The following is a 13257-nucleotide window of genomic DNA, read 5'->3' as shown; positions in this document are numbered from 1 at the left end:
CGTCGCCGCGCCGCGCGCCCGCGCCGCCCGCGCCCGCCGCGTCGCCGCGCCGCGCGCCCGCGCCCCCTCGCCGCCCGATCGACTTTCGCGAAACGTGCGGTCCCCGGCCTCCCGCACCGCACATCTGACGCAACTCGTCGAACGCCCCCGCCCGAGAGGTGCGTACGGTCGCTCATCCGGGGCGTTCGAGAGACATTTCGCACCCCTCGCGGGACGGGGTACACGGTGGCCCCCGTGAGCGTGGCACCCGCACGCGGGGCTGTTGTGCCTGTGACCCGTGCGAATAGTGTGACAACGCTTCACCCGACCGAAGCACCGAGTGCACCGCACTCCTTATCGCCGCACTCTGCCGTGGAACCCGAACCGCCTCGGCAGCGTCCTTGAACAAGGAGGCAACCGTGGCGTCCATGACGGAGATCCTCATTCTCCACGGCCATCTGCCGATCGAGTACCTCGACTCGGTCACCAGCGAGCCCGCGGCCGACGAGGCCGCCGTGACCGATCTGCTCGCGCGCGGCGCGATCAGCGAACTCCAGCTCGCCAAGGCCCGCGCCGCTCAGGCCGGCATGCCCTTCGTCGAGCTCGTCGACTACCCCGTCGACCGCACCGCCGTCGCCCTCGTCCCCGGCGCCATCTGCCGCCGCCACAACGTGCTCCCCATCGCGATCACCGACGGAACGCTCATCCTGGCGATGTCCGACCCCGGCAACGTGTTCGCCGTCGACGACGTGCGCGCCGCCGCCCGGATGCGCGTCTCGCCCGCTCTCGCCGACAGCGCCGACCTGCTGGCCGCCATCGACCGGTACATCCGCGCCGACGACGAACTCAGCGACCTGACGACCACCCTCGAGGAGGAGAACGCCCCCGCCGACGACTCCTCGATGAGCATCGGCGACGCCTCGGAGGACGATGCGCCCATCGTGCGCTTCGTCAACCTGCTGGTGAGTCAGGCGATCCAGGACCACGCGTCCGACATCCACATCGAGCCCGCCGAGCACGACGTGCGGGTGCGGTACCGCATCGACGGCGTGCTGCACGCCATGCAGAGCGCGCCGAAGAGCATCCAGAACGGCGTGATCTCGCGGCTCAAGATCATGAGCGACATCGACATCGCCGAACGTCGCAAGCCGCAGGACGGCCGCATGTCCGTCGTGCACGGCGGCCGCCAGATCGACCTCCGCGTCGCAACCCTCCCGACCGTGTGGGGCGAGAAGGTCGTCATGCGAATCCTGGACAACACCAACACCGGGATGACGCTGCGCGACCTCAACCTCCTCGAGCGCAACTTCGAGACCTACCGCACGTCGTACTCCAAGCCGTACGGGATGATCCTGGTCACCGGTCCGACGGGCTCCGGCAAGTCGACGACCCTGTACACGACGCTGAACGCGGTCGCCCGTCCCGAGATCAACGTCATCACTGTCGAAGACCCGGTGGAGTACCGGATGCCCGGCATCAACCAGGTGCAGGTGAACCCCAAGGCCGGCCTCACCTTCGCGAGCGCGCTGCGCTCCATCCTGCGAAGCGACCCGGATGTCGTGCTGCTCGGTGAGATCCGTGACCACGAGACCGCGCAGATCGCCATCGAGGCATCGCTGACCGGCCACCTCGTGCTCTCCACGCTGCACACCAACGACGCGCCGAGCGCCATCACTCGACTTACCGAGATGGACATCGAACCGTTCCTCGTCGGCTCGGCTCTGGACTGCGTCGTCGCCCAGCGCCTCGCGCGCCGCCTCTGCGACCGCTGCAAGCAGCCGGCGCAGTACTCGGCGGAGGACCTGCACGCGCTCCGCTTCGGCGTCTCGGCAGGCGAGATTCCGCCGGTCGTCTACGCGCCTGTCGGCTGCGCTACCTGCTCGAACACGGGCTACCGCGGACGCATCGCGGTGCACGAGGTCATGGCGGTGAGCGAGGACATCGAGCGTCTCGCCGTTGCCCGCGCATCCAGTGCCGAGATCGGGCGCGCCGCGCGCGAACAGGGGATGCTCACCCTGCGCGAGGACGGCTGGGAGAAAGCCAAGCTCGGGCTGACGAGCGTCGAAGAGATCTTGAGGGTGGTCGCGTAGTGAACGATTCCGAGTGGGGAGACCGCATGAGCCAGCCGATCTACGAGATTCCGGTGACACCGCCCGGTCAGGATGCCGACGGCTGGCATCCGGGCACGCCGGTGCCGCTCCCGGATTCCGCGGTGGGCTCGCAGCCGTCGTTCGACGCGATGCTGGGGCTGACGCCGCCGGCTCCGCCCGTGTCGGCGGTACCGCCGGTGTCTGCGGTGCCTCCGGTGTCGGCGGTACCGCCGGTGTCGGCTGCGCCGCTGGCAGCGTCCGCGCCGGTTCCGCCTGCGTCCTCCGTCGTGCCGCCGACGCTTCCGCTCCCCGTGCCCGCGGCGGCTCCGGCATTCCCTGCGCCGACCTCGGCTCCGGTCACCTCGTTCGCTCCGCCGGCCTCCGCGCCGGTCACGCCCGAACCCGCCGTCTCCGCGCCGAGCGCTCCGGCGGCCTTCCCGCCCCCGACCACCGCGCCGATCGCCGCCGACATCGCCCCGCCGGCGTTCACCGCACCGCTGCCGCCGGCCGCCTCGTTCGATCCGCCCACCGGATCCTGGTCCCTCACCTCGCACGAACAGCCCGCGCAGACGGCGCAGCCCGGCCAGACCGCGCACCCCGAGCACGCCGGGCAGACCGCGCCCGTGCAGCGCCTGGTGCCCGAGGGTCGCCGCGCCGCCGAGGTCGCTCCGGAGACACTCACCGAGACCACGCCGGCCCCACGCGCCCCTGAGCCGATCGACGAACGTCTGACCGCCGCCGAGCGCGAGGCCCTCGAACGCGCGGACAAGGAACTCGTCGCCGCCCTGCACGAAGTCGTGTACCAGCGGGCCTCCGACCTCCACATCACCGTCGGCGCACCCCCGACCATCCGGGTCGATGGCGGCCTGCGCCCCGCAGCCAGCACCGAGCCCTGGAACAACGACCGCACCATGAAGGCGCTCACCAGTCTGCTGAGCGAGCGCCAGGCCGAGATCTTCAAGCGCGAACTCGAACTCGACTTCGCCTTCACCATCTCGGCCAACGCCCGCTTCCGTGTGAACTTCTACCAGCAGCGCGGCGCCGTGGGTGCCGCGTTCCGTCTCATCCCGACCGAGATCAAGCAGCTCAAGGAGCTGGGCGTTCCGGAGAGCGTCGGCGGCTTCTCGCAGCTTCCGCGTGGGCTCGTGCTCGTGACGGGACCGACCGGTTCGGGCAAGTCCACAACCCTCGCTGCGATGGTCGACCTCGTCAACAGCACGCGCGCCGACCACATCGTGACGGTCGAGGACCCGATCGAGTTCATGCACGTGCACAAGAAGGCGATCGTCAACCAGCGCGAGGTCGGCCACGACACCCACAGCTTCAACAACGCGCTCAAGCACGTGCTGCGGCAGGACCCCGACGTCATCCTGATCGGCGAGCTCCGCGACCTCGAGACCATCTCGGTGGCCCTGACCGCCGCCGAGACCGGCCACCTCGTCTTCGCCACCCTGCACACCCAGGATGCCGCGCAGACCATCGACCGCGTCATCGACGTCTTCCCGCCGCATCAGCAGGACCAGGTGCGCGCCCAGCTCGCCGGCACCCTGCAGGGCGTCGTCTGCCAGACCCTCGTCAAACGTGCGAACGGCCGCGGCCGTGTCGTCGCCACCGAGGTGCTCATGATGACCCCCGCCATCGCCAACCTCATCCGCGAGGGCAAGACCTACCAGATCGCCTCCATGATGCAGGCCGGCCGTGACTCCGGGATGCACACCATGGACCAGCACCTCGCCGACCTGGTCAACAACGGCACCATCACCCGCAAGGCGGCCCTCGAGAAGGCACACGACGTCGAGGGCATCCACCGGCTCATCCAGCGCGTGGAGTCGCCGACGGAAGCCTCTGCACGGGCATTCGCGACCGCCGGTCCGGACTTCGGAGACACCTACTCAGGGACGGTGAGGTAACCCGTGGCGGGAGCAACCGCGTACGCGTACAAGGGACGCGACGCCGCAGGCAAGATCGTCAAAGGCCGGGTGGATGCGCCGAGTGAGTCCGCCGTCGCGTCGCGGTTGCGCACGATGGGGCTGTCGCCGGTGTCGATCGCCGAAGCGCCGGAAGGGACCGGGCTGAGTCGCGAGATCAACATCGGGTTCGGAACCGGCGTCAAGCTCAAGGACCTCGCCATCATGAGCCGCCAGATGGCGACCATGATCGGCTCGGGCCTCTCACTGCTGCGCACGCTCAACATCATCGCCGAGCAGACCGAGAACAAGAAGCTCGCGACGATCATGGGCAACGTCCGCGACGATGTGGAGACCGGTGTCTCGATCTCCGACTCCCTCCGCAAGCACGCAGAAGTGTTCCCCCCGCTCATGATCAACATGGTGCGGGCCGGAGAGACGGGTGGCTTCCTCGACAGCTCGCTCGAGGCCATCGCGACGAACTTCGAGAAGGAGGTCAAGCTCCGCGGCACGATCAAGTCGGCGTTGACTTACCCGGTCATCGTGCTGATCATGTCCCTCGTCGCCGTCATCGCGATGCTGCTGTTCATCGTGCCCGTGTTCGAGAACATGTTCAAGGGCCTCGGGGGACAGCTCCCGTTGCCCACCATGGTGCTCGTCGAGCTCTCGCACGCCATGGTGTGGATCGCGCCCGTGCTGATCGTCGGCGGCATCGTCGGCGGCGTCTGGTGGTCGAAGAACAAGAACACCGAGAGAGTCCGGATGCGTGTCGATCCGATCAAGCTCAAGCTTCCGGTCTTCGGCCCTCTGCTGAAGAAGATCGCGGTGGCCCGGTTCAGTCGCAACTTCTCCAACATGATCGGCGCCGGCGTTCCCATTCTGCAGGCCCTGAAGATCGTGGGGGAGACCAGCGGCAACTGGGTGATCGAGAGTGCCCTCGTGAAGGTGGCGGACTCTGTGCGCCAGGGAGAGTCGATCGCCGTTCCGTTGTCGGAGCAGCCCGTCTTCCCCGCCATGGTGACGCAAATGATCGCCGTGGGGGAGGACTCCGGATCCCTCGAGGTGATGCTCGACAAGATCGCGGACTTCTATGACCAAGAGGTGGAGTCTGCCACCGAGCAGCTCACCGCGATGATCGAGCCGCTCATGATCGCGTTCCTCGGAGTCGTCATCGGCGGCATGGTCATCGCTCTCTACATGCCGATCTTCCAAATCTCCAGCCTAGTCAAATAGGACCCCCCAACTGGGAGTCAGCTCACCGTTTTCTCCCCCTTACTGGGGTGAAAACTGAGTGATATTCCCCCCTTTCGTGGGATTCTGCCGGGAGTTTTCTGCCAAATACCATCAAGCCAACGGACGGGACTCGCCCCATCCGGACCCGCATTCCCGACCGAATGGACACCGCAATGTACTTCCGACTCATGGGCAAACTGAACGCCCGCCGCAAGGGCCTGCTCGAAGAGAACGAAAAGGGCTTCACGCTCATCGAGCTCCTCGTCGTGGTCATCATCATCGGCATCCTCGCCGCCATCGCCATCCCGGTGTACATCGGGCTCCAGAACAACGCGAAGGATGCCGCCGCGCAGTCCGACCTGAACAACGCCAAGACGGCGGTCGTCGCGTACTACACGCAGACCACCACCGGCACGCCGAACTTCACCACCGACCTTGGCAAGCTCGGCTACACGCAGAGCAAGGACGTTCAGTCCGTCGCCTTCTCGAGCACCGCGCCCACCAAGGCCGGCGACGCGTTCTGCCTCACGGTCCCCAAGGTCAGCGACGCGACGAAGTCCTACTGGGTCACCGACTCCGGCAACGTCACGGACACCAAGCCCTCCGGCTGCTAGAAGCGCGCCAGTCCCTCGGTGGGGTGCCGCACAACGGCATCCCACCGAGGCGTATCGGTGGCGAGGCCCTCAGCCCGTCGCCAGAGCCCCACAGAACGACCCGCCCCGGATACCCGAAAGTCGAGGGAGGTGAACCATGCTCGCATTGCGTAGACGTCTGCGCTTCGACGTTCGTGCGGACGACGGATTGACTCTCATCGAGATCCTCGTCGCGATGATGATCTTCGCGTTCATTTCCGTCGGGGTGGCGATGGCGCTGACGGCTTCTCTCGCCGCTGCCCGTGACAACAGGTCGCGAATCACCGCCGCGAGCCTCGCGGCTGCTGAGATCGATCGCGTACGAGCGATCGGTGATCCCTTCAAAGTGCACGATGTTCCCTCGACCGCAATCGGACCAAGCAACGCGTTCACCCTGACCACAGACACTTCCTGGGTCTCCGCCAGCGGCGCCGACGCTACCTGTGGAACGAGCGGTGGGCCTCTCCAATACAAGCTGGTGACTGTCACGGTGAAGTGGACCGGCGCTCGATCCAACGTCACCTCGGACACGTTGATCGCTCCAACGGGCCGGATCAACGACCCGAAAATGGGCACGATTCTCGTCGCTGTCAAGAATGCAATCGGCACAGGCAGCGCCGGCGTGTCGTTCACCGCAGGATCGTTGGACACGACGGCAACCGACTCCGACGGTTGCTCGTATGTCCTCAAGGTCCCGCCGGGAAACTACACAGTCACTCTCAGCCAGCCGGGCTATATCGACTACCTGCAGAACGTTTCGCCCTCGCAGACCCTCCCTGTGACCGCGGGTGCAGCGACCTCCTATTCGTTCCAGTACGACAAGGCAGGCAAGTTCACGATCGTCTGGGGGTCCGGCTCGCCGGTACCGTTGCTGCCCACGAACCTCGACACCACCTTCCTCAACACCACTCTCGGTGCCTTTGCGCCGATGAAGGTCTCGACGACGACGAAGATCGCCCAACTCCACCCGTACAAGGAGGGCTATCAGGCGGTCGCAGGCGCGTATCGTCCTTCGACGTGTGCCACGCCGAACCCCACGGAATGGGCGCCCGACACGCGAGCGACACCCGCGCTGGTCGGAAAGCTCAACCCCTCGATCGCGGCCGCTCCGGGAGGTTCGGCGACGCTCCAGGCTCCGATGGGTCTCGCGACGATCAGCCCTGGATCCGAGCCCTTCCTGACAGCGGTGTCGCAGCCCGTGGCAGCTGTACCGGGTGAGCCGGTCTGCAACACGACGATGACGTACGATTTCGGATCGGTCATCCCCACCTCTGGCGCCGGCGTGAGGATCGCGTTGCCGTACGGGACGTGGCAGCTCTACTCGAGGACCTCCGCGACCGGCGCGATGCATGCGTTGACAGGTGGACGCGTGACTCGTGTGTCCTCGGGAATCTACACCTCATCATCCGGCGCGTTGACCCTGGATCCGAGGCAATAACCATGTCGGCCACCGGTACGAAGCACCAAGCGCAGAAGCCTGCCTTCAGGAAGAGCCAGGCAGGATTCTCCCTGATCGAGTTGATCACTGCCATTGCGCTTCTCTCGCTCGTGCTGGCTCTCATTACGGGCCTTTTCGTGAGCACCACAAGGTCGACGGCCCTCGCTAAGTCGATGGATGCCAGCACACGTGTCGCGACCAACGCGATGGACGAGATCAGTCGTGTGCTGCGCGTCGGAACCACAGTCAGCCAGAGCGGATCCACCACTCCGAAATCGGCTTTCGTCTACGCGGACAAAGAGGCGCTCATCGTTTACAGCAATGTCGACGTCGACGCGTACGCGTCCGTCGTCACTCTTCCGCCGAAGCCGACGATGGTGAAGTTCGCCCTCGATGCCGGGAGGCAGTTGTGGGAAAGCCGCTGGAACGGAACGGCGTCCGGTGTCTATTGGACGTTCCCCGCCCCAGCGACGACTCCAGCATCTGCTCGGTCACTCGGTGGCACCGTGCTGGCGGCAGCCGCGGGAGAGGACCCGTTCTTCACCTACTACGACAGCACGGGGGCTCCCCTTGTCGTTCCAGCCTCCGGGGGGCTCGGCCCAACGCAACTCGCGAATGTCGCTTCGGTGAAGATCACCCTCCGCATTCGAGCCAATAGCGCCCAGGCGGGCAACCCGGTTGTCATCAACAACACTGTTCTGCTCCCGAATCTCTCCGTCGCGAAGGTCACATCATGATCAGGTTGTGTTCGCGCCGGCTCGGCGCACGTGCGGGCTTCCTCACCAAGAGGGGACTCACCACGGACGAGAGCGGCGTGGCTGTCATGACGGTGGTCGGTCTGGCTGCCGTGATGCTGATCCTTGTCACGACAGCGCTGTCATATTCGGTCGGCGGCATGACGAAGGCGCGCAACGACCAGAACTGGAATGCTGCGCTCGCTGCCGCGTACGCAGGTGTGGATGAGTACGCCAGTCGCCTCGCGAATGACAGCACGTACACCAAATATGGAAACCCGGCCTCGAAATTCACGATCAAGAACGGCAGCGCTACCACCGTCACTATGCCAGCCAGTTCGGCTTCTAACCCGGCATTCACTGTCACTCCCGGCGGACCAGGAACCTGGGCAGCTGTCAGTGGAACCGATGGGCGAGCATCATTCCGCTATGAGGTCGACAACTCGCAATACTCGCGCAACGGCGTTATTCGTGTCCGTTCGACAGGCAAGGTCGGCCAGGAGACGCGCAGCGTCGTCGCCAACCTCAAGCAGCAGGGGTTCTTGCAGTTCCTCTACTTCACCAAATACGAGATACAGGACCCGCAGGTCAGCGACACCCGATGTGTCCCGTCCTACGCGTTCATGTCGGGCGGCACCATCCAGCACAATGACTACTGCAGCGAGATTACGTTTGCCAAGGGTGACACCATCAACGGCCCCCTGCATTCGAACGACGAACTGCGCATCTGCGGCACCACCTTCAACGGCGATGTGTCGACCAGCAGCACGCTCACCCCGAACTGGGTGAACACGTGCTCCTCCGGCACTCAACCCACGTGGATTCCGGGCAAGACCGGCCCCGGTTACAAGTCGGCGCTTGATATTCCCCCTACTAACATCGCGATGGCGAACGAGACGCGGGTCGACCTTGCGGATGTACCTCGACCCGGCTGTCTCTACACCGGTCCAACGACCATCACCCTGCTCAGCAACGGGATGATGAAGGTGATTTCTCCGTGGACCAAGCAGTCGCAGCCGTCATTCACCGCCGGTATCCCCAACGGAAACGGGACCGCGATGTGTGGAAAGCCCGGGACGGGCGCCGGTAATCTCGGTGATGCTAACGGTGCGACCATCCCCGTGCTGGATAGCAATCTGATCTACGTCCAGAACGTGCCGGGCGCTCCCCCGTCCGGCACTCCCGCGGATCCCAACTACAGTGCGACCCCACCTTCAGGCATGACATGCCTCAATGCTGGGCAGCCCACCTCGGGATGGAGTTTCGGCGGCCTGCAGTATCCGGCCACGACCGAGGCGAATCCAACCTCGTCGTCGGCGACAAATCCGGCATATGACTGCCGGCACGGGGATGCTTTCGTCAAGGGCGACATGAAGGGTGCGTTGACGATCGCTTCGCAAAACTTCATATACGTGACCGGAAACATCAAGTACGCGGACAAGGCGTCCGACATGCTCGGGCTCGTCGGCCAGAACTCAGTCTGGGTGCTCAACCAGATGAAGACCTGCACGACCTCGAACGGCAATCGAACGTGCACTGCGCTGAAGGCGGCCGCGGACCTCGAGATCGATGCGGCTATCCTTTCAGTCGCTCACACGTTCATGGTGCAGAACTACGACGTCGGCGGCGTTCGTGGCACGCTCACGATCATCGGAGCGATCGCCCAGCTCTTCCGAGGAACCGTGAGCTCGGTCAGTAGCGGGACGGTCGTCCAGGGCTATAAGAAGGACTATTACTACGACTCGAGGTTGCGGTCGGCCGCCCCTCCGAAGTTCCTCGCACCGACGTCGACCACCTACGGTGTCACTCAGTATGTCGACGTCGCGCCGGCGTACTCATGGGACGGGACTGCGCGATGATTGCGGATATTGCCCTTATGGGAACCATCGTCCTCGTGTTCGTTGGCGTCTTCGGGACGCTTATCGGCTCGTTCGCCAACGTTGTGATCTACCGCGTTCCCGCCGGGATTTCCGTTGTTGCACCGCGAAGTGCCTGCCCAGGATGCGGGACGCCGATCCGAGCTCTCGACAACATCCCCCTGCTCTCTTGGATCGCATTGCGCGGTCGGTGCAGGGACTGCCGTGAGCCGATCTCCGCACGGTACCCGCTCGTCGAATCGGCGGTCGGAGTGCTCTTCGTCGTTGTGGCGCTCTGGAGGTGGCCTTCGATCGCCGACGATCACAGCACGGCTGCGATCGTCGGCGAGCTGCTAACCCTGGCCGCCTTTCTCTACCTGGCTGCGATCAGCGTGGTGCTCGCGATGATCGACATCGACACTCGTACATTGCCGAACGCCATCGTTCTTCCTGCTTACGTCGTCGGGGCGCTCCTCCTCGGCCTGTCGGCAATTCTCACGGACAACATCCCGGGTCTCCTGAGCGCCGTGATCGGCGGCGGAGCGGCATTCGCCTTCTATCTACTGCTTGCAGTCGTGTATCCGGGCGGAATGGGATTCGGCGACGTGAAGCTCGCGGGCGTGATCGGGTTGTTCTTGGGCTACCTCGGCTGGGCGCCGCTCGTCGTCGGCGTCTTCGCGGCGTTCATCCTCGGCGGGATCTTCAGCGTAATCCTTGTGGCTCTCCACAGAGCAGGCCGGGGAAGCGGCATTCCCTTCGGCCCGTGGATGCTCGGCGGTCTGTGGATCGGGGCACTCGTCGGCCCGACGATCGGTTCCGCCTATCTATCACTGTTCGGGCTGGGATGACCCTTGCTCGCACCTGACGAATCCAGAAAGAAGAGGACGATATGGCATCCAGCGTCGTAGGGATCGACATCGCCAGCACCTCGTTGCGCGCCGTCGAGGTGGGTGATGTGAACAAGTCCAAGCCAACCCTCCTGAGATACCACGAAGTCGGATTACCCGACGGGGCTGTCAGCCGAGGAGAGGTGCTCGAGGCGAACACAGTCGCGGCATCACTCAAGCAGCTGTGGAGCCAAGGCGGATTCAAAAGCAAGAACGTCGTGCTCGGGATGGGAAATCAGCGAGTGCTCGCCCGGGACCTGACCGTGCCGAAGATGTCGCTCGCCCGGATCAAGGAATCCCTTCCATTCCAGGTACAGGAGATGTTGCCCGTACCGGTCGCCGACGCCTTGCTCGACTTCTATCCGGTGTCCGAGCAGCAGACTGAGAACGGCCCGGTCGTGAATGGCCTCCTCGTCGCCGCGGTCAAGGAAGTCGTGCTCGGCAATGTGAAAGCGACGCGGCTGGCAGGGCTATCGACCATCGACGTCGATCTCATTCCGTTCGCTGTCAGCCGGGTCCTGCTCAGCCGGCCGAAGGTGGCCGGATCGGTCGCCATTGTCGAGATCGGCGCGAACACGACAAGCGTCGTCATCGCTGCCAATGGAGTGCCGCAGTTCGTGAGGATCATCCCGACAGGCGGAGCGGACCTCACGCAGGCTCTTCGCAGCGGCCTCGAGGTGGAGCAGGCTGAGGCAGAGAGCATTAAGCGCACACTCGGATTGGCGACGCAGGTTGCGACGACGGACGAGCATCGTGCGGTCGAAATTATCTATCAGGTGTCCAGCGAATTGCTGACGAGCCTGCGCAACACCATTAATTTCTATATCAACACGCGCCCGCAAGCAGGAATGGATCAGATCGTCCTTACGGGTGGGGGCGCCCAACTCCCCGGCCTCCCGGAGGCACTCGCCGAAATGACGCGAATTCCCGTGGTTGCGGGGGATCCGTTCACGACGATTGCGTTGTCGAGAAGCTTGGACGCGTCGGACCTCCGTCTACGGCGTTCCTCGTTGACGGTTGCCCTGGGTCTCGCGTTGGGAGGCGCAGCGTGAGCGGAAAGCCGAAGACTGTCGGACTCGTTATCGGCGGTGTACCGCGGGTTGATCTCCTGCCTCCCGAAGTCCGGGCGCATGGAAAGTCGAAGACACTTCGACGTGGGCTCGTCATGGGTGTGCTCGGTGTCACCCTTTTGGTCATCCTCGGTGTGGGCGGAGCGTCGTTCCTCGCGTTGCAATCGCAGAGTGCGCTCGCAGCCGAGCAGGCGCGCACTACCAGCCTCCTGTCGCAGCAATCGAAGTACGTGGAACTGCGAAAGATGCAGAGTGAGGCGACCCTCATTAAGGCCGCACAGTCGGTGGGCGCGTCGACGGAGATCGACTGGAAGGCGTTTCTCGACAACATTCAGGCCACACTGCCGGCCAACGTCGTCGTCAACACTGTGACCGTTGACTCAGCGACACCGCTCGCGATCTATGAGCAGCCGACGGCGCCTCTTCAAGGAGAACGCATCGCCACAGTTTCCTTCACCGCGACCAGTCCTACTCTGCCCGAAATCCCCAAGTGGCTGACCGCTCTCTCCAGCCTGAAGGGCTATTCCGACGCGAATCCCGACTCGGTGACGCTGGACACGACGACGGGCTCATACACGGTGACGATCTCCATGCACGTCAACACGGACGCGTTCGACAATCGCTTCCTCGAAAAGAAGGAGAAGTAGCGTGGATGCCAATCGGATCTGGATCATCGGCGCAGCGATCGCGACCGTGGCTATCGTCGTGCTCGGGTGGTTCCTCGGAATCCAGCCGCAATTGAATGCGGCGGCGTCGGCAACTGTGCAGCAGTTCGGCGTCGCCTCTATGAACTCGGCCTATCAGGCCGCCCTCTCGAAACTCGAAGCAGACAACAAGAACCTGTCCACTATCAAGGACCAGCTAGCTGCGCTTTCGGCTTCTGTGCCGAGTGATGGCCAAGTTCCGGCCTTTTATGACGAAGTCAACGCCCTCGCGGGCGCGAACGGTGTCGTGGTCGTAGACATCACGGCAGCGGACGCCGTTCCGTACTCGCCGGTCAAGCCGCCCACGATTTCGGCCGAGGCATCGAGTGGTTCGAGCTCTACGGCGACCCCAAGTCCGACACCGACCCCTTCGGCATCTGCGTCGTCGGGAACGGCTACTCCGACTCCCGGAGCGACCGCCGCCCCGGTGGCTGGGGCTCCGGAGGTGACGAGTCCACTCATCACGCCGACCACGTTCGCCGCGATTCCGATCAAGATGTCGATCACCGGTGATTCGCCGAACATCCTCTCGTTCGTCAAGGGGCTTCAAACAGCGAAGCGACTGTTCCTCGTCTACGGACTCACCACATCGGTACCTCCAACAGGATCGACCATCGTGGGAGTGCAGGCAACGGTGTCCGGCTTCATTTATGTCGTCCCGACCGCGGTGAAGGCTCCGATCGGCGCAGGATAGCCCTCAATGTCAGGGAGGGCCTTCCCAGCGGGC

11 protein-coding genes are annotated in these 13257 nt (G+C 64.5%); all 11 read left to right on the top strand.

What is annotated here, in order from left to right:
* Positions 1-398: 398 nt before the first annotated feature.
* The 11 genes from AC1DB1_RS17300 to AC1DB1_RS17250 all read left to right on the top strand — a co-directional run bounded on the left by AC1DB1_RS17300 (position 399) and on the right by AC1DB1_RS17250 (position 13224).
* Entirely contained in the window at positions 399-2069 is a 1671-nt protein-coding gene (locus AC1DB1_RS17300) for a GspE/PulE family protein (RefSeq protein ID WP_477201686.1), read from the top strand.
* A 26-nt stretch (positions 2070-2095) separates the two neighbouring features.
* Entirely contained in the window at positions 2096-3979 is a 1884-nt protein-coding gene (locus tag AC1DB1_RS17295; RefSeq protein WP_477201685.1) for a type IV pilus twitching motility protein PilT, read from the top strand.
* 3 nt (positions 3980-3982) lie between these two features.
* Positions 3983-5209 (top strand): type II secretion system F family protein, encoded by a 1227-nt coding sequence (locus AC1DB1_RS17290; protein ID WP_477201684.1) that lies wholly within the window; start codon positions 3983-3985, stop codon positions 5207-5209.
* 173 nt (positions 5210-5382) lie between these two features.
* The gene (locus AC1DB1_RS17285; protein WP_477201683.1) at positions 5383-5823 is read left to right on the top strand and encodes a prepilin-type N-terminal cleavage/methylation domain-containing protein; all 441 of its coding nucleotides are present in this window, start codon (positions 5383-5385) and stop codon (positions 5821-5823) included.
* Between the two features lie 136 nt (positions 5824-5959).
* The gene (locus tag AC1DB1_RS17280; protein WP_477201682.1) at positions 5960-7279 is read left to right on the top strand and encodes a type IV pilus modification PilV family protein; all 1320 of its coding nucleotides are present in this window, start codon (positions 5960-5962) and stop codon (positions 7277-7279) included.
* Positions 7280-7281: 2 nt separating this feature from the next.
* Positions 7282-8016, top strand: a complete 735-nt coding sequence (locus tag AC1DB1_RS17275) for a PilW family protein (protein ID WP_477201681.1) — start codon at positions 7282-7284, stop codon at positions 8014-8016.
* Positions 8017-8102: 86 nt separating this feature from the next.
* Entirely contained in the window at positions 8103-9872 is a 1770-nt protein-coding gene (locus tag AC1DB1_RS17270; RefSeq protein WP_477201693.1) for a hypothetical protein, read from the top strand.
* A 17-nt stretch (positions 9873-9889) separates the two neighbouring features.
* A complete protein-coding gene (locus AC1DB1_RS17265) occupies positions 9890-10717 on the top strand; it encodes a prepilin peptidase (protein ID WP_477201680.1) in 828 nt (275 codons plus the stop codon).
* A 41-nt stretch (positions 10718-10758) separates the two neighbouring features.
* Complete coding sequence (gene pilM, locus AC1DB1_RS17260) at positions 10759-11808, top strand: type IV pilus assembly protein PilM (protein WP_477201679.1); 1050 nt, start codon at positions 10759-10761, stop codon at positions 11806-11808.
* Positions 11805-12473: a hypothetical protein gene (locus AC1DB1_RS17255; RefSeq protein WP_477201678.1), complete on the top strand. Its 669-nt coding sequence runs from the start codon at positions 11805-11807 to the stop codon at positions 12471-12473. The genes pilM and AC1DB1_RS17255 overlap by 4 nt, the downstream gene beginning before the upstream one ends.
* A gap of 1 nt (position 12474) precedes the next feature.
* The gene (locus tag AC1DB1_RS17250; protein WP_477201677.1) at positions 12475-13224 is read left to right on the top strand and encodes a hypothetical protein; all 750 of its coding nucleotides are present in this window, start codon (positions 12475-12477) and stop codon (positions 13222-13224) included.
* Positions 13225-13257 lie beyond the last annotated feature (33 nt).

The organism is Leifsonia sp. 10N434 (assembly GCF_056394405.1).
This window is presented reverse-complemented; position numbering and strand designations above follow the sequence as displayed.